This window comes from Ahrensia sp. 13_GOM-1096m (assembly GCF_000620605.1).
In the GTDB taxonomy this organism is placed as follows: domain Bacteria; phylum Pseudomonadota; class Alphaproteobacteria; order Rhizobiales; family Rhizobiaceae; genus Ahrensia; species Ahrensia kielensis.
Window position 1 is genome coordinate 196,075 of record NZ_JIAX01000012.1, and the last position, 25,153, is coordinate 221,227.

A 25,153-nucleotide genomic window follows, 5' to 3' on the forward strand; every position below is an offset into this window, starting at 1 on the left:
CGCTTGCGCCGCATCCTAAACATCAACGTAATCTAAAATAAGGTATTCCATGAGCAGCTCAGAAACCATGAGTGTCGAAGAACAGTTGGCCGCAGGCCAAGCTGAGGACGGTATTGTAAGGGCTGCTGATGGAACACCTTTGAAGGCTCGACTGGCAAAAGCATTGCGCCGCGAAAAGCTGCGCTCGTTTTTGATGATTTCCCCGCTTCTGCTGTTTATTGTTTTAAGCTTTTTGATGCCGATCGGCGATATGTTGTTTCGCTCGGTTGAAAACAAGATCGTGCAAAATACTTTGCCGACGCTCGTGCAGGAGCTGAAACGTTGGGATCCAAAGTCTGAGGAACTGCCTGACGAAGCGACATTTGCTGCATTGGCAGCTGACCTTAAAATTGCGGTTAAAGAACGTATCCATACGCGCTTGGGCGGCCGGCTGAACTATGAACAGTCCGGTTTTTCTGGTCTGTTCCGTACGACAGGTCGCGCTGTGGGTAAAATGAAAGAAGGCCCGTATAAAGAGCAGTTTATTAAAGCCGATGAGGACTGGGGTAAGCTGCAAACATGGGTAGTTCTGGATAGCTTCAAAGCACCTTATACGGCGGGCTATTTTCTAAACGCTGTTGATGCTGAAAACACTGTTGATGGTGTGCAGATGAAGGCAGACAATGAGCGAATATACATTCAGTTGTTTATTCGCACGATGTGGATGTCGCTTGCCATTACATTTATGTGTTTGTTGCTTGGTTATCCTGTAGCTTATCTGCTTGCGCATTTGCCTGCGCGCACATCCAATATGTTGATGATCCTTGTGCTCTTGCCGTTCTGGACATCGCTGCTTGTGCGTACATCAGCGTGGAAAGTGTTGCTTCAAGGGCAGGGCGTTATCAATGATTTATTGGTGTGGGTTGGCTTTGTGGATGATGCGGACCGTCTGGTTCTGATCAACAACCAAACCGGCACCATTATCGCGATGACACATATTTTGCTGCCATTTATGATTTTGCCGCTTTACTCGGTGATGAAAACTATTTCGCCAACCTATGTGCGTGCTGCCAAAAGCATGGGCGCTAATGACTGGACTTCGTTCTGGAAGGTTTACTTTCCGCAATCTGTGCCGGGCATTGGTGCAGGAGCGATCCTCGTTTTCATTCTGGCAATTGGCTACTATATCACGCCAGCACTGGTGGGCGGAACAAGCGGTATCTTCATCTCGAACCGTATCGCGTTCCATATTTCGACGAGCTTAAACTGGGGCTTAGCCGCCGCATTGGGAGCCATACTCTTGGTTCTCGTTCTATTGCTCTTTTATGTTTATGATAAAATTGTCGGTATCGACAATGTGAAACTAGGGTGATCAACATGGCTGCTCTTCCTCCATATTCATCCAACGCACAGATCGCATGGTATTACGGTTTCCGCACGATCTGCGCTTTGATTTTCTTCTTTTTGGTCTTTCCGATCATGGTGATTATTCCGCTTTCTTTTAACGCGGAAAACTTTTTCACCTTCACGCCGGAAATGCTGCGTCTGTCGCCGGACGGTTATTCGCTCAAGCATTATCAAGATTTCTTCACGAGCGAAGCATGGCAAAACGCTATGTGGAATTCGCTGACGATTGCACCATTGGCAACGATTTTAGCAACGGTATTGGGTACGCTTGCGGCGATTGGTTTAAGCCAAAGCCATGTGCCGTTTAAATCAGTGATTATGGCGATATTGATTTCGCCGATGATTGTGCCGCTGATTATTTCGGCAACGGGCATGTATTTCTTCTATTCACGGGTTGGCAATTTTCTCGTCAATGATGTTGGCTTGCCGCTTGATGCGGTGAATTTTGCCAAGATCGTTCTGGCCCATGCGGCCCTTGGTACGCCTTTCGTGATCATTACCGTAACAGCGACGATGGTGGGTTTTGACCGATCATTGACACGGGCTGCTGCATCCATGGGCGCAAATCCTGTCACCACTTTCTTCAAAGTGCAGATGCCGCTTATTTTGCCCGGTGTGATTTCAGGTGCATTATTTGCTTTCATCACATCGTTTGATGAAGTGGTTGTTGTGTTGTTTCTTGGTACTGCGTCACAAAAAACACTGCCTTGGCAGATGTTTATCGGATTGCGCGAGCAGATTTCACCGACAATTCTCGCGGTGGCGACCATCATGGTGGCGCTGTCTATCTTGCTGCTCACGACGCTTGAACTTTTACGCAGACGCTCGGAGCGCTTACGCGGTCTTACACCAAGCTAAATGCACACACATAGTGCTCATAAAAAACGCCGCTTTTAAGCGGCGTTTTTCGTTATAGATATGGGGCTTTGCTAGGCCATAAGTGCTTTGGCAGCTTGGCTGTCTAAAGCCTCTGGACGGTCGCAACGTGTCGTCATTTCAACGAAGCCGCCCGTCTCACCGGATTTCAAAATGCCTGTCATGACATCGACCGCGTGGAGCGCTAATTCCATTGAGCAGCGATGCGGGCGGTTTTCAATAATGGCAGACGCCATATCGGCAAGACCCGCGCCGCGGTAATTTGCATTATCACCTTCATTGGCGATGCCGAATGGATGGTCGCTAGGCGTAACGGTTTTGATCTCTTGATCTGTGCCAGCCATTTCGATTTTGCCGCCAAAGAAATTAGGGTCAGGGATGAAAAGAGAACCATCCGTACCATAGAGTTCCATGTTGGCATGGCGATGTGCCCAGATGTCCCAGCTGGTGGACAGGGTAATGGTCGCGCCGTTTTCAAACTCTAGCAAAGCATGAATATTGGTTGGTGTATCTACGGGGACCTTTTCGCCATTGCGTGCACCATTGGTAATTGTGCGCTCGTTGAAAGTGGTGCTGGTAAGGGCCACAACGCGTTTTACCGAACCGATCAATTGGATGAGGTTGGTGATGTAATAAGGCCCAATATCAAGAACCGGACCAGCACCTGGCTGGAAAAAGAAGTCCGGATTTGGGTGCCAATGTTCCATGCCGTGGCTCATAACGTGGCATGTGCCTGCAATAATTCTTCCAACTGCACCGTCATCTATGAGCGCGCGAACCTGTTGGTGTGCACCGCCTAGAAATGTATCGGGAGCAGAGCCAATGCGTAGACCTTTTTGCTTGGCAAGTTCAGATAGTTCTTTGCCTTGCTCAAAGGTCAGTACAACAGGTTTTTCCGAATAAGCGTGTTTGCCTGCCTCAAGAATAGACTTGGTGACAGCATAGTGCGCGTCAGGAATTGTGAGGTTCACAACAATGTCTATGTCTTCTGCAGCAAGCAGATCTTCGATTGATGAACTGCCAACGTCAAACTCTTCAGCGCGCGCTAAAGCTGCCGCATGATCGATGTCTGCAATGGCGCGTATTTCGAGCGACTTGAACAAGGGCGCGAGCCTTAGATAGGCAGCTGAAATATTGCCGCAGCCTATAATGCCGATTCCAATTTTGGTCATAGATTACGCTTTCCAAAGTGTGTTGATTGTTGCGATGGAGCGGCTGGAAAACCGCTTGTCGTCATTTGGATTGTCATGCTCGGCGACGACATATTGATTGGATGTTTTGTTGATGGCATCGCGGATGGGAGCCCATTCTACGGTGCCGTGACCAACATCGGCCCAGCCGTCTTCGTCTGCGCATTCGCCTTGCGGTGCAATGTCTTTGATATGCACAGCTGCGATGCGGCTAGAATATTTTTCTAAGAATGCGATAGGGTCTTTGCCGCCCTTGATGACCCACGCTAAATCCAATTCGGCTTGCAAGTCAGGCCCGCCTTCTAAGAGTGCGTCGAGCGCAGTCGTGCCGCCGCCAAGTTCTTGCATTTCAAAATCATGATTGTGCCAGCCAACAATAAGGCCTGCATCTTTAAGCGGGGCGAGGGCTGCTTGCACACGTTTGCCAAAGGCTTGCCAACCGGCCAGATCAGTGGGGCGTAAATCGGCCTCAATGTGCGGTACGAACGCAGCTTTGAGATCGAGCAATTTTGCCATTGCCACGCATTCAGATGGATTGTCCTCTAAATTGGCAAGGCCCATATGGGCGGTTGGCATTGTGAGGCCGTTTTTCTCTAAATCAGCTTTGAGCGCGGCCGCAGCCTGACTATCGGTGAATAATGCACCATAGCCCTCCACATGTTTGTAACCATTGCTTGCAAGCATCTCGAAAGTCTTGCTGATTGGCCCAAAGTTGCGGGATGAATATAATTGATATGATATAGCGGTCATGGGAGTTCCTTTCATAACTTAAAGTCGTAATTCTGAATTGGTGTCAAAAAGGCTCGCTTTTGCAGGGTCAAAGCCGATTTTTACTTTGTCACCAGGGCTAACATTTGCTGTGCCTTCCATACGGAAGCGGAACGGCTGGCTGGCATAAGTGGACCAAACAAGCGTGTCCGCACCCATAGGCTCCACCAGTTCAACTTCGACGGTTTCTGTGACGGGCATGGCGGTAGCTTGGTCTGCGACAGCTACTTGTTCGGGGCGAACACCAAGAATTGCTTGTTGCCCGTTGGTGCGTTTTTCATCTGAAAACTCATAGCCTGTGAGTATGATTTTTTTGTCCGATGTTTCAAAAACATTTGCTTCTGCGCCAGACAATTCGCCATTGAGAAAATTCATTTCAGGAGAGCCGATAAAGCCCGCCACATATTTATTTGCAGGCCGATTATAGATCGTGGTTGGTGTATCAAGCTGCAAAATGATGCCTTGGCTCATCACCGCAATTCGGTCTGCCAGTGTCATTGCCTCCACCTGATCATGGGTCACATAGATCATGGTGTTTTTGAGCTTTTGGTGCAGGCGTTTAATTTCGACACGCAAGTCTGCCCGCAGTTTTGCATCAAGGTTGGACAGTGGCTCGTCAAACAAGAACACATCCACATCGCGCACAAGTGCACGGCCAATCGCAACGCGCTGGCGTTGCCCGCCCGATAATGCAGAAGGCTTGCGGTCCAGCAAAGGCTCGATCTGCAAAACGCTAGCAGCACGTTCAATGCGCTTTTCGATTTCTGCTTTGGGCAGGCCTGCATTTTTCAAACCGAAAGAAAGGTTACCTTTCACGGTCATCTGCGGATAGAGCGCATAGGATTGAAACACCATGCCGATGCCTCGGTCTTTGGGCTCTGACCACGTGACGTTTTTATCGTCGATAAAGATCTGTCCATCGGTAACATCAAGCAGTCCGGCAATGCAGTTAAGCAGCGTCGATTTGCCGGAGCCTGATGCACCTAGGAGGACCAGAAACTCTCCTGTTGGGATATTAAGATTGAGATCGCGCAGCACTTTAACGCTACCGAAATTTAGAACGAGGTCTTTGACCGAAACGGTGGCCATGATTTACCCTTTCACAGCGCCGGCTGCGATGCCGCGCACGAATAGTTTGCCTGAGATGAAATAGATGACGAGCGGCACAAGTCCGGTCAAAAGCGTTGCCGCCATGTTGACGTTGTACTCTTTGACGCCCTGTACCGAGTTCACAATATTGTTGAGCTGCACGGTCATCGGATAGGTGTCCGGCTTGGTGTAAATCACGCCAAACAGGAAGTCGTTCCAGATGCCGGTTACCTGCAAAATGATTGCAACCACGAAAATTGGCAAAGACATTGGCAACATGATCTTGAAATAGATGCCCCAAAACCCTGCCCCATCCACACGAGCCGCCTTAAATAATTCTTCCGGTATTGAGGTGAAGTAATTGCGGAAAAGTAGGGTCAAGATCGGCATGCCGAACACTGTATGTACGAGTACCAAGCCCCAGATCGAACCCATGAGTTTGATCTCACGCAGCATGATCACGATTGGATAAAGCATCGTCTGATAGGGAATGAACGCACCGATAATCAAAATGGTGAAAAAGGTTTCTGCCCCTTTGAACTTCCAATTGGCAAGTGCGTAGCCGTTTACGCTGGCGATGAGGATCGACAGAACGATCGACGGAATAAGGATTTTCACCGAATTCCAGAAACCGCGCGAAAGACCATCGCAATTAATGCCGGTACATGCCTCTGCCCATGCTTTAATCCACGGCTGGAATGTTGGCTCTAAAGGTGGGCCAAACACATTGCCAAGGCGGATTTCCGGCATGCCTTTGAGCGATGTGACAATCATCACATAGAGCGGCAATAGGTAATAAATTGAAACAAGCAGCAGCGTTCCATAGATGAATATATTGGCACGGCTAAAAGCACGTTTTGGCTTAGGGCCGCGCGGTTCTGCGGCGTTATTTAGAGCTGTATCACCCATTTTTGCGCCCTCCAAATTCGAGATATGCCCACGGGATTAAAATGATAATCACAGACACAAGCATCATCGTAGAGGCTGCAAAGCCTTGGCCCAGATTTTGAGCGCGGAACATATAATCGATGACGTATTTCGCGGGGACTTCTGAGGCGATGCCCGGGCCGCCATTGGTTTGGGCAACCACCAGATCATAGAGTTTGATAATGCCCGATGCGATCAAGACGAGCGATGTTATGACCACCGGACGCATCATGGGCAGTATAATTCGCAGGTAAGTCTTTACGGTGCCGATGCCATCAACGCGGGCCGCCTTCCAAATGTCTTCATCTATGCCGCGCAGCCCTGCGAGCATGATGCACATGATAAGGCCCGAACCCTGCCATATGCCGGCGATGAGAATGCCGTAAATGACGGTGTTTGGATCGTTAAGTGGGTTAAAGGCAAAGCTCTCCCAGCCCCAGTTCCGCACGACATTTTGAATGCCGAAATCGGGGTTTAGTATCCACTGCCACGTTAAGCCAGTAACGATGAATGAAAGCGCAAAAGGATAGAGGAAAATGGTTCTGAATGTATTTTCGAAACGAATTTTCCGGTCTAGCAATGCCGCTAATGTAAAGCCGATGATCAATGTTAAAATCATTGAGCAGATGCCGTAGATCGCCAAATTTTCAATGGATATCATCCAGCGCCGCGTACCCCATAGGCGCTCATATTGGTCAAGGTCGACAAAATTGGCACGCGGCAGAAGCTTTGAGTCTGTGAATGAATAAACAACTGTCCATGCCGTGCCGCCAACGAAGACGATCAGCGCCGTGATGATCATAGGAATAGAAGCGATCTTGGCGCTAAGATTCTTGAACAGTCGATTTGGTTTGCCGGCAGGCGCATGGTCGCGCGCGGCAGGGGGCTCTGTCGTTACAGACATATCCTACTCCATTGGGTGAAGGGGAAGCATCCGGCGCCTCGGGAACGCCGGATGCATATTGAGCTTGGGTTTATTCAGCACTCTCGATGATTTCTGCATAACGCGATTGTGCGTCTGCAGCACTCATATCCCCAGACCAAAACTCAGCCATGAGATCTTCGATCTGAGTTGTGGTGTCCGGTGTAAGGTTCTGGTCTCCTGATGGCATAATGCCACCGTCCGCCAAAATCTTGAGACCTTTTTGCATGCAGTCATTGGCTGCAGAAAGATCAACATCGCCGCGGATAGGAAGCGAGCCTTTTTTCAAGTTAAATGACACTTGAACTTCTTTGGAAACAATCAATGAAGCCAAACGCATTTGTGCTTCTGTTGTCTCGGCATTGTCCACTTTGGGGAAGTAGAAAGCATCCCCAGCGGTGTCTAGGATCGCGTTATCACCAAGGCCTGGTAAACAGGTGTAATCTTTGCCTGCCACTTGGCCTGCAATTTGAAATTCGCCCTGTGCCCAGTCGCCCATGATCTGGCCACCAGCTTTGCCGGTAATCACCATATTGGTCGCTTGGTTCCAATCTTGAACATTGGAGTCAGCTGCAAATTCACGTGCTTTAACCGCTGCTTCAAATACTTTTGCATATTCTGGGCCACGTGCTGTTTCTGCGTCTTTGTCAGCGTTCACTTTTTTCCACGCATCAACGCCAGCAATTGCGACGACCATAACGCCGAAGGCACCATTTTGCTGCCAGCCCTGTTTGCCCATAGCGAGTGGAACAATGCCAGCTTCTTTAAGCTTAGGTGCTGCGGCAACAAACTCTTCCCAATTTGTTGGTACAGGCACGCCTGCTTGTTCATAGGCTGCATTGCTAAGCCAAATCCATTGCCACGAATGAATGTTAATTGGCGCGCAATAGATGCGGCCATCCAATGTGCATGATTCCAAAAGTGATGGCGGATTGACGATGTCTTTCCAGCCTTCTTTTTCTGCCAGCTCGGTGAGGTCGGTCAACAGACCCGCTTCGATAAGCTCTTCTGCTTGACGGCCATGGTTAAGCTGCGTTGCGCCCATCGGGTCGCCGCCCAAAATGCGTGAAATAATGACTGGGCGCGCCGTTCCTCCAGAACCGGCAATCGCCCCGTCGACCCATTTGTCACCCGAAGCGTCGAACGCTTTGGCAAGTTCGGACACAGCTGCTGCTTCGCCGCCGGATGTCCACCAGTGTGTGACTTCTAAATCTGTTGCATGAGACGCTGCCATTGGAAGCGCTGCGGAGACCGCTAATGCGGCCATGATCCGTTTGAGATACATAGTTTCCTCCCTACTGTATCGTTACAGTAAATAAGTAAGCGGATTATGATTGAGAAAGCAAGATGAGCTTTAAGAAATTTATTAAATGTAAGAAATGAAGCGAGTTTAACAAATTTTATATCAATATCAGTTGTTTATGGGGGTGTTCTGTGTGTGGATAAGTGTTTTTTTGTAGAAAAACATTGCTTCGCTTCTGTGCAGCATCTAACTTTATCGATAACGGAAAAGAACTTTCGCTGGGTAAGGGGCCTGATAATTGACATGGAAAAGGTAAATCGGCCGCCGACTTTAAAAACGATCGCTTATATGACCGGCTTTAGCGTTACTGCGGTTTCGCGGGCATTGAAGGATGCGCCAGATATTAGCGCGCAAACAAAAGAACGCGTTCGTTTGGTCGCCAAACAAATCGGCTACAGGCCGAGCCGCGCTGGGCTAAGATTGCGTACTGGGAAAACGCAGGTGATTTGCCTGATTTTGAACGTCGATGAAAAAATCATGAGCCTGACCTCGCAAATGGTCAGCGGTATTTCTGCGCATTTAAAGGGGAGTAATTATCATCTGGTCGTCATGCCCTATTCGGACAATGATGACCCGCTTGAGCCGGTTAAATATGTCGTGGAAACGGGGTCTGCGGATGTTGTTATCATTTCCAGAATGGAGCCGGACGACATTCGTGTGCGTTATCTGATGGATAATAATATGCCGTTCGTTACCCATGGGCGAACGCTTTCCAATTTGCCCCATGCGTGGGTTGATTACGACAATGAACGCTTTGCCTATAAGGGGATCGAACGGCTTAGTCTTTTGGGTTGCAAAAGTGTTTCTACGGTTTTCCCTGTTCCTCATCTCACCTATTGGCGTGATTTGCAGAGCGGGTTTGAAAAAGGCTTGGCAGAATTTGACATGACCGAACGGCGATTGCCGGACATTGTTCTTGAAAACACGATGGATGAAATTGAAGAGAGCGTTGCAAAGCTGATGCGCTCACCTAATCGTCCTGATGGTATTTTAAGCGCTGCGGGTTCTGCTTCGATTGCGATTACCTCGGGCATTGAACGTGCAGGCTTGGAAGTGGGGCGAGACGTGCAGCTTGTCTCCAAGCAGTCGACGCGAATTTTGGAGCGCTTTCGCCCTGCAATCAATGTGTTTTTTGAAGATGTGCCAGAGACGGGGCGTGTGCTTGCTGAACATGCGCTTAAATTGATGCAGGGGCATGATCCACATTCTTTGTCCTGTCTCATATTTGAAGATTTCGCAGAGCATAATCGGCCGCATAAAAATCACCCTGTCTGATATTGGTGCAGCTGTTCAACGCTGAATGCGATTGCTGTTTATAGTTGTTCAAAAGCGATTGAAACGCATGAAGCTGGTTCCTTGTTGTGGCAGAATTTGCTAAAGTTTGAGTGCTGGCGAATATACCATTGGTGAGCATGGTTGTTCCTTCGGCGAGCAATTCTCTGGGCGGGAGATAAAGTGCTAAAGCATGATGCGTTAAGTGATTTTTTTGGTGACAGCTTCGAACTTGAAAAAGCTTCAGCTGCGCTTTCGGCGATCTTTGATAAGTTTGGTTTCAACAATATTGGACTTTTCTTTGCGCCGGTCGACATCCAGTTCATGAGCGCGGAACCTGCCAGTATTGTTGTGTGTAATGCACGCTCCAATACGCGCCCAATTGATGGTCATGTGCGCAGTTCTCTTAAGGCAATTCTTCAAGCTGTCGCTGAACAGCGGGCTTCGGTGTTTCCGCATTATTGGGATGCCAGTCAAAGCCAATGGATACGCTTGCGCTCTATCGATGTGCTAAAAAATGATAAGCCGGTGATCCTCGGGATTTTTTCGCTGGATAGTGTTGGTGAGCTGATTGGTTTTGTGGTGGAAACTACAAAGGTGGTCGCTTTGTTGCAAATGGCTGCGTTTCACCACCATGCTTTGTTGGTATTGGACAAGGTTATCGAGCTTCGTAGGGTTGACTTAACGTCAATTTTAACCGAGAGCGAAAAGAATGTTTTATCTTGGTGTGCGAACGGAAAAACAAGTTATGAAATTTCAAAAATACTTGACCTTTCAGAGCATACCGTAAACCATTATCTCGCTAATGTTTGCCGTAAACTTCATGCTACGAACCGCGCGCAAGCAACAGCAAAAGCAATTAAGCTGGGTATTCTTCCCATCAGCTTTATTCACTAGAGTTTAACCGCTGTTCATTGAAGAGATTGACGATGAAAACTGATGACCTTGTGTGGCCAAAAGCTATTCTGTTCGATCTTGATGGAACACTTGTTGATTCTGTTTATGACCTTGCGGCGGCAATTAATGTTCTGCTGAAAGAATGTGATCTGGAGCCGCTGACGCTGCTTCAAGTGCGCTCAATGGTTGGTAATGGTGTCAGGAAATTGGTTGAGCGTGCTTTTGCTGCACGCGATATTCAGCTTGATAAAGATGCACTCGATACGCGCGCCGATCAGATGGTCGAAATTTATGGCCGTGATCTAGTAACGCTTACAGTGGCGATGCCGGGCGCTGATGCATTGCTGGCCGCGTGCAAAGATAATGGATGTAGGGTGGCTGTGGTTACCAACAAGCCAGAAGAGCCATCTCGCAAAATCGTCGCTCACTTTGGTTGGGCTGATCTGGTTGATGTTGTTGTTGGCGGTGACACATGTGCCGAGCGCAAGCCATCACCCATGATGCTTAAATATGCCTGTGAACAGCTTGGTGTGACTGTCAGTGATACCATCATGGTTGGTGACAGTCCGGCTGATATAGACTCGGCGAATAATGCGTCAATGCGGTCCATTGCGGTGCGCGGTGGCTATACGACTATTGAGCCATGCCGATTGGGTGCTGGTACGGTGATTGATACGCTGGATGATTTTGACACTGGACTTGCGATCATCAATACACGCTAGGCTATTGCCCGATTGGGATGTTTTGTGTGTCCTTCAAAGTCTCTAATGATATCGCTGTTTTAACGTGCTGAACGGCTTCGTGTGCAAGCAATTTGTCATTGATGAATGATGACAAGGATTTCAAATCTTTTGTTGCGATCTTGATGTAATAATCCATCTCGCCAGTCATTGCATGCGCTTCGATGATTTCCGGCAGACTATCGAACAGCTCCCGTATAAGTTTGGAGTTTTCCGAATTATGCGTGGCCAATGTCACAGAGATAATCGTGGTTAGGCCGAAGCCTGTTTTTTCACGGTCCAGTTTTGCATGATAGCCGACAATAATGCCGTCTTTTTCAAGTTTCGTGCGCCTGCGTGAGCACTGCGATGCAGACAAACCAACAATGTCGGCAAGCTCGTTATTGGTGAGTCTTGCATCATTTTGTAATGCTGCAAGAATAGTCCGGTCTGTTTTGTCCATGTGCTTGTTCCATGCGGAAAATTATCATTGAGAGCGCAGTTCGTGCGTATTTTCGCAATTTGATGATCACTATGCAAGCACCTTGCATGGGATTTCAGCTATAATTGTGAAAAGAGGAGAAACATTATGGGTCCATTTCCACACGATGCGCCAAAGGCGCAAATTACCGAGAAGAATCCTGCGGGCACTGACGGGTTTGAATTTGTTGAATTTGCCCATGCAGAGCCTGAAAAGCTTGAAGAGCTGTTTCAAACAATGGGCTATTCGCCTGTTGCTAAACATAAGACTAAAGCGATTACCGTATGGCGTCAGGGCGATATCAATTACATCGTCAATGCTGAACCAAACAGCCATGCGATGAAATTTGTTGATGAGCACGGCCCTTGTGCGCCGTCCATGGCGTGGCGCGTTGTTGATGCGCAGCATGCATTTGACCATGCTGTTTCTAAAGGCGCGACACCTTATCTTGAAGATGATCGCACATTAGACGTTCCGGCTATCGTGGGTATTGGCGGTTCTATTTTGTATTTCATTGAGAAATATGGCGAGAAAGGCTCTGCCTATGAGGCTGAGTTTAATTGGATTGGGGAAGCTGATCCTAAGCCAGAAGGTATTGGTTTTTATTATCTCGATCATTTGACGCATAATGTGTATCGCGGCAGCATGGATAAATGGTGGGCGTTTTACCGCGAACTATTTGGTTTCACGCAGATCCATTTCTTCGACATTGAAGGCAAAATGACGGGTCTTGTTAGCCGTGCGATTACATCGGCATGCGGTAAAATCCGTATTCCGCTTAATGAATCGACAGATGATAAAAGCCAGATCGAAACATATTTGCAAAAATATAAGGGCGAGGGCATTCAGCACATCGCCGTTGGTTCTGACGCGATTTATGATGCGACCGATAAGCTGGCAGATAATGGCCTAAAATTTATGCCGGGCCCGCCTGAAACATATTATGAATTGTCACAGGAACGTGTGAACGGTCACTCAGAGCCGCTTGAGCGCATGAAAAAGCACGGCATTTTGATTGATGGCGAAGGCGTTTTTGATGATGCCAATGGCGACCGCATGACGAAAATTCTACTGCAGATCTTCTCTAAAACGGTTATCGGACCGATCTTCTTTGAATTCATTCAGCGCAAAGGCGATGAAGGTTTTGGCGAAGGCAACTTCCGCGCATTGTTTGAAAGCATTGAGATGGAACAGATGCGTAATGGCGAATTGCCATCAGAAGCTGCTGAATAGTTACGCCACTTATTTAATCAGCTCTTAAAACCAGCGAGTATCGCCAGATTGCGTTTTAGTGATCTGGCGTCCTCCTCTCCAAGCCGTTCCATCAATGAACGGTCAAATGCCTTGGCGCGGCGTTGCAAATCTTCCAAAACCTGCTTTCCTGACTTTGTTAAAAACAACTCCTCAAGCCTGCGGTCAGTTTCCATCGTCCGGCGGGCGATAAAGCGTTTTTGTTCAAGCGCTGCGACTGCACGGCTGATCTTTGTTTTATGAATATTAGCGCGGGTGCAAATGTCTTTGGCGGTCATGTCCCCGAATTGACCTAAGTGAAATAGCACGCGCCATTCTGTGCGCAGCATCCCGTAACGCTCTTTATAATATTGCCGAAACCCAAGGCTTGCAGCCTCGGCTGCCTGATTGAGCAGATAAGGCAAAAATTCGGTTGAATAAAACGTGTCATCTTTTGTCATTTTATCTACTGAAACTGTTGTTAGTTACATTTTCAACTAATACGCTCGTTTTCATGGAGAGACAATCATGAACAAGCAAACATCTGCCGATGCGCTCAAAGATAGCGCAGAGCATATTGATCCACATGCCGGTTATATGCCCGGTTTTGGTAATGATTTTGAGACAGAGGCTTTGCCCGGCGCTTTGCCGCAAGGCATGAACAGTCCGCAAAAATGTAATTATGGTCTTTATGGCGAGCAATTGTCCGGCACGGCTTTTACTGCGCCAAGCCATCAGAACGAGCGCACATGGTGCTACCGTATTCGCCCATCGGTCAAGCACACGCACCGGTTTGAGAAAATCGATCTACCCTATTGGAAAAGCGCGCCGCATGTTGATCCTAATGTTGTAAGCCTAGGCCAATATCGCTGGGATGCTGTGCCGCATTCATCTGAGAAGCTTGATTGGCTGAGCGGTATGCGCACGATGACAACGGCCGGCGATGTGAACACGCAGGTTGGTATGGCTAGCCATATATACCTTGTGACTGAGTCCATGCAGGATGCGTATTTTTATTCAGCCGATAGTGAACTGTTGATCGTACCGCAAGAAGGCAAATTACGCTTTTGCACTGAGCTTGGTGTGATTGATTTGGAGCCGCAAGAAATTGCGATCATTCCACGTGGTTTGGTTTACCGTGTTGAATTGATTGACGGTCCGGCGCGCGGCTTTGTGTGCGAGAATTATGGCCAGAAATTCGACCTGCCAAGCCGTGGTCCGATTGGTGCAAATTGCATGGCGAACCGCCGTGATTTTAAAACACCGATAGCAGCTTATGAAGACAAGGAAGTGCCGAGCACTGTCACTGTAAAATGGTGCGGGCAATTCCATCAGACCAAGATCGGACATAGCCCGCTTGATGTTGTTGCATGGCATGGCAATTATGCGCCGGTAAAATATGATTTGAAAACCTATTGCCCTGTCGGTGCAATTTTGTTCGATCATCCTGATCCGTCGATTTTTACAGTGCTGACAGCACCAAGCGGTGTTGAGGGAACGGCGAATATTGATTTTGTTCTGTTCCGCGAGCGCTGGATGGTGGCAGAAAACACATTCCGTCCGCCGTGGTATCATAAGAACGTCATGTCTGAGCTTATGGGCAATATTTACGGCCAATATGATGCCAAACCGCAAGGCTTTGTGCCCGGCGGCATGAGCCTGCATAATATGATGTTGCCCCATGGGCCGGACCGCAATGCCTTTGAAGGCGCATCAAATGCCGACTTAAAAGCAGTTAAACTCGAAAACACTATGTCATTTATGTTCGAAACGCGCTTTCCTCAACATCTGACAACGTTTGCAGCGAGCGAAGCGCCGTTGCAGGATGATTATATCGACTGCTGGGGCGACCTAGAGAAGAAGTTTGATGGCTCACCAGGCGTAAAATAACGCCGCATAAAGGGATAAATACATGAAATTAGCAACGCTCAATAATGGCACACGCGACGGTGTGCTGGTGGTAGTTTCCAATGATCTGACACAATGTACGGCGGTGGGCCATATTGCGCCGACCATGCAGGCAGCGCTCGACAATTGGGCAAGTGTTGCGCCGCGTCTTGAGCGTGTGGCTGAAATGTTGGGCGTTGGCGCAGAGCCGGTTCAGCGTTTTCATGAAAGCGAGGCGTTGTCGCCTTTGCCGCGTGCTTATCAATGGGCTGATGGCTCTGCCTATGTGAACCATGTGGAACTGGTGCGCAAAGCGCGCAATGCGGAAATGCCAGAAAGCTTCTGGACTGATCCGCTCATGTATCAGGGTGGTTCGGATACTTTTCTTTCGCCGCGTGCACCGATTGTCATGGCTGATGAAGCTTACGGCATCGATATGGAAGGCGAAGTTGCCGTTGTTGTGGATGATGTGCCAATGGGTGCAACACGCGAAGGAGCGCTTAGCGCTATTCGCTTGGTGATGCTGGTTAATGATGTGTCGCTGCGCGGCCTTATTCCAGCTGAACTTGGTAAAGGCTTTGGCTTTTTCCATTCAAAACCTTCATCGGCATTTTCGCCTGTGGCAGTGACGCCAGACACGCTGGGCGATGCTTGGAAAGACGGCAAACTACATTTGCCGCTCTGTGTTGATTATAATGGCAAAGCTTTTGGCCGTGCGAATGCGGGTGTCGATATGACGTTCGATTTTGGCACGCTGGTTGCTCATGCTGCTAAAACACGGGCGCTTGGCGCTGGTGCAATTATCGGCTCTGGCACAGTATCCAATAAATTGGATGGAGAGCCGGGCAAAGCGATTTCAGAAGGCGGGGCAGGCTATTCCTGTATCGCAGAAATCCGCATGATCGAAACGATCAACAATGGCAAGCCTTCAACTGAATTCATGAAATTTGGTGACAAGGTGCGCATTGAAATGAAAGACCAAGATGGCAAATCCATCTTTGGTGCAATTGAACAGACAGTGGAAAAATATAATGGCTAAGGCATTCGCCTCTCAAGGCGACATGAGCGAAAAGAAGATCACCTTTGATGAAATCGGCAAAGACCTTTGGGCGTTTACCGCTGAAGGTGATCCGAATTCCGGCGTGATTATTGGCGATGATAGCGTGATGATTATCGAGGCGCAGGCAACCCCGCGCCTTGCCAATAAGGTGATCGAAAAGGTGCGCTCTATCACTGATAAACCGATCAGCCATGTGGTGCTTACGCATTATCATGCGGTGCGTGTTCTGGGTGCTTCTGCTTACGGCGCTGACCAGATTATAATGGGTGAAGCTGCGCGCGGTATGGTTGTTGAGCGTGGTCAGGAAGATTGGGATTCTGAGTTCCAGCGTTTTCCGCGTCTGTTTGAAGGCCATGAAAGTATTCCGGGCCTGACTTATCCGACAACGACGTTCAGCGATAATATGACGGTGTATCTCGGCAACCGCCGTGTTGATTTGATGCATCTTGGCCGTGCGCATACGGCAGGCGACATTGTTATTCATGTGGCTGATGAAAACGTCATGTTTACGGGCGATATCGTGGAAGATCACTCTGCATGTTATTGCGGTGATGGCCATTTCCATGAATGGGGCCACACGCTGGATAATATTGCGGCGTTTGATGTTGATGCGATTGCACCGGGGCGCGGCGGCGCATTGGTTGGCAAGCAAGCTGTTGAGCGCGCAATCGAAAGCACACGCGATTTTGTTGATAGCACTTATGCGCCCGTTGAGCGCATTGCTGCGCGTGGCGGTTCGCTTAAAGATGCATGGGATGCCGTGCGTGCTTCTTGTGATCCGAAGTTCAAGGATTACGCGATTTACGAGCATTGCCTGCCGTTCAATGTGGCACGTGCTTATGATGAAGCGCGCGGTATCGAACATCCACGGATCTGGACCGCGCAGCGCGATCTGGAAATGTGGGAAGCGCTTCAAGGGTAGGGGTAATGGCAAGCCGCTATCAGACAGCCTTCAAGCTTTATCCATATGAAAAGGTGGCGGCGCAGGACAGTAAGCATGTCGTGCGCCATCCGGTTGTCATTGTTGGCGGCGGCCCTATCGGCATGACATTGGCGCTTGACTTATGCCAGCGCGGGACACCGGTTTTAGTGCTGGATGACCATGACGGTGTTGGGCTTGGCAGCCGCGCGATTTGTTTTGCGCGGCGCACGCTGGAGATTGCGGACCGTTTGGGCTTTGGCGATGTGCTGCGCGAAAAAGGTGTGCGCTGGGAAGTTGGCAAAGTGTTTTACGGCGCTGACAAAGTGTTTGAGTTTAACCTATCGCCGGAAGCAGGTTACAAGGCACCTGCCTTTATCAATTTGCAGCAACCTTTTTTTGAGAAGTTTGCCGTTGAGCAAATTCGCAAAGAACAGGCGGCAGGCGCACCGATTGAAATTCGCGGTTGCAATGAAGTGGTGAGCGTTGAGGACAAGGGCGGTTTTGTGCGCCTGCGGGTTGATACGCCTGACGGTCCTTACGAACTCGAAGCGGACTGGCTGATTGCCTGCGACGGTGCACGCTCACCTGTGCGCGAAATGCTGGGCTTATCGTTTGAGGGCCGTGTATTTGAAGATAATTTTCTGATTGCTGATGTTAAAATGAAGGCGGATTTTCCGCCTGAACGCTGGTTCTGGTTTGAACCATCTTTTGAGGGCGCAGGCCAATCGGCACTGCTGCACAAACAGCCAGACGATATTTGGCGTATCGATTTTCAGCTTGGCTGGGACATTGACCGCAAGGTAGAATTAGAGCCCGCAAAAATTCGTGCGCGCGTGGATGCGATGCTTGGACCGAATGCCCAGTATGAATTGGAATGGACAAGTATTTATACGTTCCAATGTCGCCGTATGGAAAAGTTTTGCCATGGACCTGTTTTGTTTGCTGGTGACAGCGCGCATCAGGTTTCGCCGTTCGGTGCGCGCGGTGCTAATTCCGGTGTGCAAGATGCGGACAATTTGGCGTGGAAACTTGATCTCGTGGTCAAGGGTTTAGCACCGCAATCGCTGCTTGATAGCTATGGCGAAGAGCGCGAACATGGTGCGGATGAGAACATTCTCAACTCGACGCGGGCAACGGATTTTCTAACGCCAAAATCCGACATGAGTAAGATTTTCCGCAATGCAGTTTTAAACCTTGCTGGCAAATATGGTTTTGCACGCACGATGGTCAATTCTGGCCGGTTGTCCGTGCCATGCGTCTATGATGGTTTGAGCTTAAATGCCGATGATGAGCTCGGCGGACCGCACCTAACCCGTGTGGGAGCATCGTGCCCTGATGCGCCGCATGGCGAAGGCTATTTGCTTGACCTGCTGAAGGGGGATTTTACTCTTTTGGCAATCAACACGTCTGCGCCAGATTCGCTTGAGGTTGATGGTATTGCTGCAAACATCATCATGATTGATCGCCCTCATGATGCGCTTGCTGCGCGGTATCTCGGCGATCAAAAATCAGCAATTTATCTGATCCGGCCGGATCAGCATATATGTGCGCGTTGGCCCGCCTATGACGCAGCAAAAGTGAAAGCGGCGCTCAACCATGCTTGTGGGAGACATTAGATGCGTGAACTTAATCTAGAGCCGAACATTGCTGATCCCGATGGTTTTTACGATGAATTGATTGCGGCTCACAGCACATTGTCTAAGCAAGAAAGCGATGCGTTCAATGCGCGTTTGCTGCTTATTCTTGCCAATCATATTGGTGACCGCGCTGTTTTAGCCGCTGCATTGGAGGCGGCGAAATGAGTGTTGTTCTTTATGACTATTGGCGTTCATCGGCGAGCTACCGTGTACGCATCGCGCTCAATATGGCTGGCATTGCCTATGAGAGCGTCAATGTTGATTTGCTCAAAAAAGATCATAAATCGCCGGAACACTTAGCGCGCCACCCGCAAGGGCTTGTGCCCGTGTTAGAAATTGATGGACAGTCGTTCACGCAGTCGCTGGCGATTTTAGACTATCTGAATGAAACGCGAAATTTGGAACTGCTGCCGAAGGAACCTGCTCAGCGCGCCAAAGCTTTGGCATTAGCCCATGCGATTGCCGTCGATATTCATCCCGTGTGCAATCTGTCGGTTGTTGGCTATGCAACCAAGGGCGAAGAGCCTGCGCGTAGCGACTGGATGAAACGCTTTATTGAGCCCGGCCTTGCTGCTTTTGAAGTGCAATTGGGTGCGTTTGAGCAAGCCGCATATTGCACGGGGTCGGCGGTCGGTCTTGCGGATATTTGCCTGATGCCGCAGCTCTATAATGCGCAGCGCTGGGGCGCTGATTATTCGAACTGTCCGCGCATCATTGATATTGCTGCACGGCTTGGTGAAATTCCAGCGTTTCAAGCAGCCCACCCCGATCAGTGTAAGCCTGCTTAATATCAAAGCCAAGGTGCATTGAGTAAGGCTAATTTAAACGCGAGTTCTGGTTTCCGATGGTCTTGGCCGTGACAGCGTTGTCCATAGCGCCGATGCGACGATCAAGACTGCGCCTATGGCAAATGTGACGCTCGGTATTTCATCAAAGACAAAATAGCCAATGGCGGTTGTCAGGAGAAGGCTTAGATAGCCAAGTATTGCCAAGAAACCTGCCTCAGCTCTGCTATGTGCTTGCAAAAAACAAAATTGAGCACATTGCGAAAAAGCGCCGATAGCAAGTAACGGTAGCAAATTTTCTGTTACAATAGGTGTCCAAAAATATGCGGCCAGAGGTGCCGTAAGAAGCGTTAATCCGGCGGTATAAAATACCATCATCACCACGGTAGGTGTGCCAGCGAGTTTGCGGGTTAAGATAATGGCAGATGTACCAAACAGCACCGTTAAAAACATTGCTGGCAATCCCCATGTGAAGGGCAGGGTGCCGGGTTCTACGGCAATTAAAACGCCGATAAAGGCGATAATGGCAGCTATCCAGCGGCGCCCTGCAACAACTTCTTTCAGGAAAAAGACCGCCATAATCATCGTGATGATTGGCCGTGTGAAACTGATGGCCGTGACCAACGCAAAGGGCAGGCGTGAAATTGCAAAGAAGCTTGTTGTGAGTGCTAATGTTGAAAATAAAACGCGCAAACCATGCAGGTGCCAGCGGTCTATGTTTGAAAAAGAATGACGCGCTTGCCACGCCCAAGGCAACATGAGCAGCAAGCCGACACAGGCGCGCAGAAACACAATTTGTACTGCCGGATAGCCAAGCCCCAAGGCTTTAACAATGGTCAATGCCCAAATGTTAAGCGACATATCCGCCAGTAACCATGCGCCGCCGGATAGGTTTCGTGGCGGTGTTTTAATTACGTTTTGCAAGTAAGTTGGCCATTAAGCGAAAGGCACCGGGAACAAGTTTTTCCATTTGATGGTGTAAGATCAACGCGCAATGCGTGTGTCGTCCTTTGCCTATATCAGCGGTTAGCAACGCGCCTTGATGCGGCGCTTCATCAGGATCATTCATTTCCAAAATCGGGCGATAGGCATCTGACCATGCTTTGGCGAAGTAAAGGCCACGTTCTTTGTGCCAACCCTGCCAGTCCTCGGCCGTGATCTTGTTGGGCGATGTTAAAAGTGCGTGATCGCTTAAATGTTTGATCGAAGCTTTTTCATCTGTCACACGCCACCTGAGGGAGGGTTGACCAATTTCAAGCATTTCTGGTGCCGTATTGTTTTTGTCCCAATTGTCCCAAGGGCGATGATACAGCGTGAGCAATGTGCCGCCTGCTTGCGTCCATTTGTGCAGGCGCGGCATTTGCTCTGCTAAACCATTACGGAATTTCATTGCGAATATGCCAATCACAATGGTATCAAACTGCGCTAGTTGCGCATCGGACTGTAAATCCTGATCGTTGATTGCGGTCACATCCGCACCCATGCGTTCTAGCCAATAATCCACACGGTCATTGCCACCGCCAATATAGCCGATTTTTACATCAGGCAGTATGGTATCAATGACTTGAACCTGCATTTGTGCAGGACGGGCCAAAGCGCGCGGCTCAATATGATCATAATTGATCATACGTACGGTTTGCGAAGGGTTGCCGTTTAAGCTTAATGCAATTGTGTGGCAGCCAGCAGCGATGTCATCGGGCAGTTTTAAATCAAAGCCTGTCTCGCTGGATGCCGCGCTCCAACCATCGGGTGTTTGAAGTGTTGGTTTACTGCCGGTGGGCGAAATATTGCTCACATGAAGGCGTATTGATCGGCGTTTTGTCTGCCGGTTTACCACTTCACCAAGCGGGGCAATATCAGCTGCCTGGTCAGGCAAAATAATCGGTGTGACCTCAAAAGCTATGCGGGTTTGGCTTTTAACGCCGTGTGTTTCAAGTGTCAGCAATGCGCATGGGGCGTCAGGCTCACCTGGTAAATAGACTGGCGGATAAGGATCCGTAAGCGGTGCGCCTTTAAGTGCAATGCTATCGTTTGTGGCCGTCCAGCCTTGCGGTAGGCTAAACGCGGTTTCAACTCTATCTGCTGTGCCTTTGCGCAGTTCGACAGTAAGTGCTGTTTCGTCATTGGTGCGCAAGTTGCTTTTGGCGGTTCGGACGATGAGCTGCGTTCCAGCTGCAATACGTATGACGTGGGCCAGTTGTTCTCGCTTACGTTCAATTTTATGCGAGAACTCATCTGAAACAGATACGTTTTCAAGCGCTGTCAGTGCTGCGGAGGCATGTTTTAAAACAGTGTCAAAATCAGGAAATGCAGCGCGGGCAGCATCCATATGATCCTGCACTTGCGGTAAACCCAACGCTTTTAAATCATAAGGCAAACCGGCAAATAACGTATCATCTGGTCCATCGACATGGCTTTCAACCAAATGCAAAGGCCAATCACGCTCTTCACCCGCAGGCACCCATTTTCCCATTGCTTGTGTGCGATGGAAAGCGCGGCTTTGTTGTCCGATATGAGCATATGACCAACCCGTAATAGGATCGCTGCCTTTGGCTTCAATCGTTAGTGTTGCGGGCGGCGGCGGCACGTCGTCGTCATAGGCTTGGCCTGCGCCTGACCATGCTGGCAGATAGAGCTTTTTTACCTGCCAAGGTGCGAGATCGCTGCCTTTATAATTAGGGTCAGCAGCCAAGGTCATGACCAGGTGAGCAGCTTCAGTCATGGCGCGGTGGTGGCCATGTTGACCAGAAATATCTAAAAATGTTGGACAGATAATATCTGGCTTTTCGGCACGTAGAATATCAACGAAGCGCGCTAGTGTTCTATCGCGCCCCCATTTCCCCATTGTCTCAATGCCGGATTTGGAAAATCCGAAATCAAAGATCGCATCCGTGGGCGATGTGGAGAGCCAATACATGCGTAGCCCCAGTACATCACAGGCGCGTTCCATTTCAGCGGTACGCAGAACGCCAAGCGCTTCGGTTGCCTCTGTGCCGATATCATTTTGGCCGCCTTCGCCGCGCGTGGAGCATGCATAGCTAATGTCGATGCCATCACGGAAGCGGAATGCGGCGAGCATCTCGGATATTTCATCATCGGGATGTGCGCCGGTGTTCATGAAGGAAACAATTGTTTTTAATGGCGTTAACGCGCGCCACAGTTCGACGATGCGCGGCTGCAATTGTTCGCGGGCAATACGGGCTTGGTCGGTCAATGGCATGAGATTTCCTCGGTCAAAGCGATGTGGCGTTTGGCGTGAAAACGCGGTTAAGAATGAGCGATGCGGCACCCAAAGTTGCTGTCATACGGCCGCAAGTGCCAATTTGTAATCTGGGGTGCGGGTTGTCGTCACGATTAGAAACGGACAGATCAGGCAGCACGGTTTGCGCTATCAAATGTTGCAATACAGGCGCTGGCATAGCGCCGCCTAAAATAACGGTTTGCGGATCAAATAGATTTTCGATCAATGCCAATGCTTGAGACAAGACGCTTGAACCAGCATCAAGCCATTGCATCATTTTTGGATCGCCTTGGGAGAATAATTCTTCAATTGCTGTGATATCGATAGGTGTTTTTGACATCATGTGTTTTTGAAAGGCGACACGGCTGAGTTGGCTTTCCAGAGGCATAAGCCCATTGGGTGTCATGACTTTTACGTGACCAATTTCGCCTGCATTGCCAAACGCGCCTTTGACAAGCTGGCCATGATTAATCAAGCCTAATCCAAGACCAGCGCCAAAATACAGATAAGCAAAATTATTCAGCCCCATTGCAATTTGTTCAGACATGGCGGCGGCGTTCGCGTCATTGCTAAGTTCAACCGGTAGCTCTAACGCGCTTTCAAAAAGCATGTGCGCATCTAAATATTGCCAACCAGTTAGGTCCGACCCCAAGCCCGATACGCCTGTCTGACCAAAGGGGCCGGGTATCACAATACCAGCGCCCAAAAGCTTGTCGGTTTCAATGTTTGTTTTCTCAAGCATTTGAGCGCGGAGCTTGAGCACTGTCGCGACCAAATAGTCAGGTTCGTTGCTTTTCAATGTCCGTCTTAGATTTACGACTGCATTGCCGTGCAAATCAACAAGCGCTGTGAAAATGGCATCGGGGCGAATCTCGACACCAAGTGCGTATGCGCCTTCTGCATTGATGCCATATTGTAGCGCGGGCAGTCCGCGCCCTTGTGAGCGGGTGCCTGCTTCTACCAAAAGACCATCGCTTTGTAAGTCGGCAATAATGTTGCTGACGGCTTGCGTAGATAAGCCAAGTGTACGGGCAACTTCTGCTCTGCCCATGAGGCCGGCGGAACGGATTCGCCCTAATACCGCCTGTCTGTTCGACACGCGCGAACGTTCTGCATTAGTGCCTGAGATCAAAGGTATTAAGGTCATGACTTCAATTAACTCAACTCACTTGATAACTCAAGTCATTTGAGTTAATAAGAAAGTGAAGTTTATAATTGTCATAAATAAGTGCGGTAAAAACCGGACTATCCATTGGAGGGAATGACTGATGAAACGTAAGATTCAAGCTTTGGCTCTGGCCACACTAACAAGTACGGCCGCTTTGTTTTCCAGTTCAGCGCAAGCTGTTGAGATTGAGTATTGGCAATATTTCTTTGATGCACGTGTTGCCGCGATGGAGCAGTTAATTGAGGGGTTTGAAGCTGAAAATCCTGACATCACTGTTAAAATGACTCATTTCCCTTACGCCGATTATCGCACCAAGGTTGCGGCTGCTATTCCAGCAGGTGAAGGGCCGGATGTTGTTCAATTGTTCTATGGTTGGCTCAATGATTACAAAGATGCCAAGCTAATTCAGCCATTGCCTGCTTCTGACTTTCCTGTTGAGCAAATTGACAAAGATTTCTTCCCGATGGTGCAGGCGATGAAAGAGGGCGAGAATTATTGGGCGCTGCCAACTGCTGTTCGCAGCTTGGCGCTGTTCTACAATAAGCGTCTGTTTGATGAAGCTGGTGTTGAAAGCCCGCCTACAAATTTGGAAGAGCTTGTCGAGACAGCCAAAAAACTCACAAAATTTGATGGTGCTGGCAATATCACGCAAGTTGGTATCACAGCGGGCATGAATGCGCAGGATCATCATTGGTTCCGCGAAGTGTTGGTGCGCCAAATGGGCGGCGATCCTTACAAGGATGATTACAAGACCGTCAATTACAACAATGAAGCAGGCCAAAAGGCGCTCGACTACTATGTTGGTTTGGCAAAGGAAGACAAAGTAACATCATTCGGCTTTATGGACGAACCTCAAGCAGCGTTTAAAGCTGGCCGTGCTGGTATGCATATTGATGGTTCATTTCGTATTGGTGCGCTTGAAGAAACACGCGGTCTGAAATGGGGCGTGGCCGAACTTCCAGCTGGTCCTGATGGTGTGAAGTCTAACTATTCTTCCTATTGGGTGAATGCAATTACATCGAAAGCCGAAGGCGAGAAGTACGACGCTGCGGTTAAGTTTATGTCCTACATTACTTCTGATGAAGCGATGCAGATCTGGCTTGATACAGTGGGCGAGCTGCCAGCAAAACCATCTGTTGGTATGACCGATGATAATGCGAATAATGAAATCTTCGGGCCATTTATTCGTGGGCTTGAATATGCGCACACAACGATATTTGTGAATGAATCTGCTCAGCGTCAGGCGTTGATGGATATGGTTTCACGTATGGATATCGAGGGTCAAAGCGCTGCGGATGCAATTGCTGTTGCAGCAGAAGAAGAACAGAAAATCCTCGACGAATATTACAACAAGTAATTTCACTGCGACCACAGTATCTGTCACCCCGCACAG

The 25,153-nt window shown here is 49.1% G+C and carries 24 protein-coding genes; 13 read left to right on the forward strand and 11 right to left on the reverse strand.

Features of this window, described 5'->3' with window-relative positions; translation table 11 throughout:
• The first annotated feature begins 67 nt into the window (after positions 1-67).
• Together N530_RS0110345 and N530_RS0110350 are read left to right on the forward strand one after the other, a co-directional pair.
• Positions 68-1,351 carry an ABC transporter permease gene (locus N530_RS0110345; RefSeq protein WP_035266863.1) on the forward strand — a complete coding sequence of 428 codons (1,284 nt, stop codon included), beginning with the start codon at positions 68-70 and terminating at the stop codon, positions 1,349-1,351.
• Between the two features lie 5 nt (positions 1,352-1,356).
• Positions 1,357-2,244 (forward strand): ABC transporter permease, encoded by an 888-nt coding sequence (locus N530_RS0110350; RefSeq protein ID WP_026317389.1) that lies wholly within the window; start codon positions 1,357-1,359, stop codon positions 2,242-2,244.
• A gap of 71 nt (positions 2,245-2,315) precedes the next feature.
• Here the strand turns inward: N530_RS0110350 and N530_RS0110355 are convergent, their stop codons facing one another.
• The 6 genes from N530_RS0110355 to N530_RS0110380 all read right to left on the reverse strand — a co-directional run bounded on the left by N530_RS0110355 (position 2,316) and on the right by N530_RS0110380 (position 8,443).
• Positions 2,316-3,434, reverse strand: a complete 1,119-nt coding sequence (locus tag N530_RS0110355) for a Gfo/Idh/MocA family protein (RefSeq protein WP_026480642.1) — start codon at positions 3,432-3,434, stop codon at positions 2,316-2,318.
• A gap of 3 nt (positions 3,435-3,437) precedes the next feature.
• The gene (locus N530_RS0110360; protein ID WP_026480643.1) at positions 3,438-4,202 is read right to left on the reverse strand and encodes a sugar phosphate isomerase/epimerase; all 765 of its coding nucleotides are present in this window, start codon (positions 4,200-4,202) and stop codon (positions 3,438-3,440) included.
• Between the two features lie 18 nt (positions 4,203-4,220).
• Complete coding sequence (locus N530_RS0110365; RefSeq protein WP_026480644.1) at positions 4,221-5,309, reverse strand: ABC transporter ATP-binding protein; 1,089 nt, start codon at positions 5,307-5,309, stop codon at positions 4,221-4,223.
• Between the two features lie 3 nt (positions 5,310-5,312).
• Entirely contained in the window at positions 5,313-6,218 is a 906-nt protein-coding gene (locus N530_RS0110370; protein ID WP_026480645.1) for a carbohydrate ABC transporter permease, read from the reverse strand.
• Positions 6,211-7,140 carry a carbohydrate ABC transporter permease gene (locus N530_RS0110375; protein WP_026480646.1) on the reverse strand — a complete coding sequence of 310 codons (930 nt, stop codon included), beginning with the start codon at positions 7,138-7,140 and terminating at the stop codon, positions 6,211-6,213. Before N530_RS0110375 ends, N530_RS0110370 begins: the two co-directional genes overlap by 8 nt.
• Before the next feature lie 70 nt (positions 7,141-7,210).
• Positions 7,211-8,443, reverse strand: coding sequence for an ABC transporter substrate-binding protein (locus tag N530_RS0110380; protein WP_026480647.1), 1,233 nt, complete (start codon positions 8,441-8,443; stop codon positions 7,211-7,213).
• 261 nt (positions 8,444-8,704) lie between these two features.
• Between N530_RS0110380 and N530_RS17865 the strand changes: the two genes are divergently transcribed.
• From N530_RS17865 to N530_RS0110395, 3 genes are all read left to right on the forward strand, one after another.
• Positions 8,705-9,736: a LacI family transcriptional regulator gene (locus N530_RS17865; protein WP_035266865.1), complete on the forward strand. Its 1,032-nt coding sequence runs from the start codon at positions 8,705-8,707 to the stop codon at positions 9,734-9,736.
• Between the two features lie 180 nt (positions 9,737-9,916).
• Positions 9,917-10,630, forward strand: a complete 714-nt coding sequence (locus N530_RS18625) for a response regulator transcription factor (protein WP_051540889.1) — start codon at positions 9,917-9,919, stop codon at positions 10,628-10,630.
• 32 nt (positions 10,631-10,662) lie between these two features.
• Positions 10,663-11,352: an HAD-IA family hydrolase gene (locus tag N530_RS0110395; protein WP_026480648.1), complete on the forward strand. Its 690-nt coding sequence runs from the start codon at positions 10,663-10,665 to the stop codon at positions 11,350-11,352.
• Between the two features lies 1 nt (position 11,353).
• On the opposite strand, the gene N530_RS0110400 is transcribed toward N530_RS0110395, so the two are convergent.
• The gene (locus tag N530_RS0110400) at positions 11,354-11,812 is read right to left on the reverse strand and encodes an Lrp/AsnC family transcriptional regulator (RefSeq protein WP_026480649.1); all 459 of its coding nucleotides are present in this window, start codon (positions 11,810-11,812) and stop codon (positions 11,354-11,356) included.
• 126 nt (positions 11,813-11,938) lie between these two features.
• On the opposite strand from N530_RS0110400, the gene hppD reads away from it, so the two are divergent.
• The gene (hppD, locus tag N530_RS0110405; protein WP_026480650.1) at positions 11,939-13,063 is read left to right on the forward strand and encodes a 4-hydroxyphenylpyruvate dioxygenase; all 1,125 of its coding nucleotides are present in this window, start codon (positions 11,939-11,941) and stop codon (positions 13,061-13,063) included.
• Between the two features lie 17 nt (positions 13,064-13,080).
• On the opposite strand, the gene N530_RS0110410 is transcribed toward hppD, so the two are convergent.
• Complete coding sequence (locus N530_RS0110410; protein WP_026480651.1) at positions 13,081-13,521, reverse strand: MarR family winged helix-turn-helix transcriptional regulator; 441 nt, start codon at positions 13,519-13,521, stop codon at positions 13,081-13,083.
• Between the two features lie 67 nt (positions 13,522-13,588).
• Between N530_RS0110410 and hmgA the strand changes: the two genes are divergently transcribed.
• From hmgA to maiA, 6 genes are read left to right on the forward strand one after another with little or no spacing between them, the layout of a single operon-like run.
• The gene (gene hmgA / locus N530_RS0110415; protein ID WP_026480652.1) at positions 13,589-14,950 is read left to right on the forward strand and encodes a homogentisate 1,2-dioxygenase; all 1,362 of its coding nucleotides are present in this window, start codon (positions 13,589-13,591) and stop codon (positions 14,948-14,950) included.
• Positions 14,951-14,972: 22 nt separating this feature from the next.
• The gene (locus N530_RS0110420; protein WP_026480653.1) at positions 14,973-15,986 is read left to right on the forward strand and encodes a fumarylacetoacetate hydrolase family protein; all 1,014 of its coding nucleotides are present in this window, start codon (positions 14,973-14,975) and stop codon (positions 15,984-15,986) included.
• Positions 15,979-16,929, forward strand: coding sequence for an MBL fold metallo-hydrolase (locus N530_RS0110425; RefSeq protein ID WP_026480654.1), 951 nt, complete (start codon positions 15,979-15,981; stop codon positions 16,927-16,929). The genes N530_RS0110420 and N530_RS0110425 overlap by 8 nt, the downstream gene beginning before the upstream one ends.
• A 5-nt stretch (positions 16,930-16,934) precedes the next feature.
• Positions 16,935-18,545, forward strand: coding sequence for an FAD-dependent oxidoreductase (locus N530_RS0110430; RefSeq protein ID WP_026480655.1), 1,611 nt, complete (start codon positions 16,935-16,937; stop codon positions 18,543-18,545).
• Complete coding sequence (locus N530_RS0110435) at positions 18,546-18,731, forward strand: DUF2783 domain-containing protein (protein ID WP_026480656.1); 186 nt, start codon at positions 18,546-18,548, stop codon at positions 18,729-18,731.
• Entirely contained in the window at positions 18,728-19,354 is a 627-nt protein-coding gene (gene maiA / locus N530_RS0110440) for a maleylacetoacetate isomerase (protein ID WP_026480657.1), read from the forward strand. The genes N530_RS0110435 and maiA overlap by 4 nt, the downstream gene beginning before the upstream one ends.
• 33 nt (positions 19,355-19,387) lie before the next feature.
• Here the strand turns inward: maiA and N530_RS17875 are convergent, their stop codons facing one another.
• The 3 genes from N530_RS17875 to N530_RS0110455 are packed head-to-tail and all read right to left on the reverse strand — an operon-like array spanning position 19,388 to position 23,739.
• Entirely contained in the window at positions 19,388-20,275 is an 888-nt protein-coding gene (locus N530_RS17875; RefSeq protein ID WP_051540890.1) for a DMT family transporter, read from the reverse strand.
• Complete coding sequence (locus tag N530_RS0110450; protein WP_026480658.1) at positions 20,259-22,571, reverse strand: PIG-L family deacetylase; 2,313 nt, start codon at positions 22,569-22,571, stop codon at positions 20,259-20,261. Before N530_RS0110450 ends, N530_RS17875 begins: the two co-directional genes overlap by 17 nt.
• A 13-nt stretch (positions 22,572-22,584) precedes the next feature.
• Positions 22,585-23,739 carry an ROK family transcriptional regulator gene (locus N530_RS0110455; RefSeq protein ID WP_035266868.1) on the reverse strand — a complete coding sequence of 385 codons (1,155 nt, stop codon included), beginning with the start codon at positions 23,737-23,739 and terminating at the stop codon, positions 22,585-22,587.
• Between the two features lie 121 nt (positions 23,740-23,860).
• On the opposite strand from N530_RS0110455, the gene N530_RS0110460 reads away from it, so the two are divergent.
• Positions 23,861-25,117, forward strand: a complete 1,257-nt coding sequence (locus N530_RS0110460; protein ID WP_026480660.1) for an extracellular solute-binding protein — start codon at positions 23,861-23,863, stop codon at positions 25,115-25,117.
• The last annotated feature ends 36 nt before the right edge of the window (positions 25,118-25,153 follow it).

Excerpts from the sequence above, each read along its gene's own strand:
- N530_RS0110345 (WP_035266863.1), top strand. The coding sequence starts at position 68 with ATGAGTGTCGAAGAACAGTTGGCCGCAGGCCAAGCTGAGGACGGTATT.
- N530_RS0110350 (WP_026317389.1), top strand. The coding sequence starts at position 1,357 with ATGGCTGCTCTTCCTCCATATTCATCCAACGCACAGATCGCATGGTAT.
- N530_RS0110395 (WP_026480648.1), top strand. The coding sequence starts at position 10,663 with ATGAAAACTGATGACCTTGTGTGGCCAAAAGCTATTCTGTTCGATCTT.
- N530_RS0110375 (WP_026480646.1), bottom strand. The coding sequence starts at position 7,140 with ATGTCTGTAACGACAGAGCCCCCTGCCGCGCGCGACCATGCGCCTGCC.
- N530_RS0110425 (WP_026480654.1), top strand. The coding sequence starts at position 15,979 with ATGGCTAAGGCATTCGCCTCTCAAGGCGACATGAGCGAAAAGAAGATC.
- N530_RS0110370 (WP_026480645.1), bottom strand. The coding sequence starts at position 6,218 with ATGGGTGATACAGCTCTAAATAACGCCGCAGAACCGCGCGGCCCTAAG.
- hppD (WP_026480650.1), top strand. The coding sequence starts at position 11,939 with ATGGGTCCATTTCCACACGATGCGCCAAAGGCGCAAATTACCGAGAAG.
- N530_RS0110355 (WP_026480642.1), bottom strand. The coding sequence starts at position 3,434 with ATGACCAAAATTGGAATCGGCATTATAGGCTGCGGCAATATTTCAGCT.
- N530_RS0110360 (WP_026480643.1), bottom strand. The coding sequence starts at position 4,202 with ATGACCGCTATATCATATCAATTATATTCATCCCGCAACTTTGGGCCA.
- N530_RS0110410 (WP_026480651.1), bottom strand. The coding sequence starts at position 13,521 with ATGACAAAAGATGACACGTTTTATTCAACCGAATTTTTGCCTTATCTG.
- N530_RS0110380 (WP_026480647.1), bottom strand. The coding sequence starts at position 8,443 with ATGTATCTCAAACGGATCATGGCCGCATTAGCGGTCTCCGCAGCGCTT.
- N530_RS0110435 (WP_026480656.1), top strand. The coding sequence starts at position 18,546 with ATGCGTGAACTTAATCTAGAGCCGAACATTGCTGATCCCGATGGTTTT.
- N530_RS0110430 (WP_026480655.1), top strand. The coding sequence starts at position 16,935 with ATGGCAAGCCGCTATCAGACAGCCTTCAAGCTTTATCCATATGAAAAG.
- N530_RS0110400 (WP_026480649.1), bottom strand. The coding sequence starts at position 11,812 with ATGGACAAAACAGACCGGACTATTCTTGCAGCATTACAAAATGATGCA.
- N530_RS0110450 (WP_026480658.1), bottom strand. The coding sequence starts at position 22,571 with ATGCCATTGACCGACCAAGCCCGTATTGCCCGCGAACAATTGCAGCCG.
- maiA (WP_026480657.1), top strand. The coding sequence starts at position 18,728 with ATGAGTGTTGTTCTTTATGACTATTGGCGTTCATCGGCGAGCTACCGT.
- N530_RS0110455 (WP_035266868.1), bottom strand. The coding sequence starts at position 23,739 with ATGACCTTAATACCTTTGATCTCAGGCACTAATGCAGAACGTTCGCGC.
- N530_RS0110420 (WP_026480653.1), top strand. The coding sequence starts at position 14,973 with ATGAAATTAGCAACGCTCAATAATGGCACACGCGACGGTGTGCTGGTG.
- N530_RS0110365 (WP_026480644.1), bottom strand. The coding sequence starts at position 5,309 with ATGGCCACCGTTTCGGTCAAAGACCTCGTTCTAAATTTCGGTAGCGTT.
- N530_RS17865 (WP_035266865.1), top strand. The coding sequence starts at position 8,705 with ATGGAAAAGGTAAATCGGCCGCCGACTTTAAAAACGATCGCTTATATG.
- N530_RS0110460 (WP_026480660.1), top strand. The coding sequence starts at position 23,861 with ATGAAACGTAAGATTCAAGCTTTGGCTCTGGCCACACTAACAAGTACG.
- hmgA (WP_026480652.1), top strand. The coding sequence starts at position 13,589 with ATGAACAAGCAAACATCTGCCGATGCGCTCAAAGATAGCGCAGAGCAT.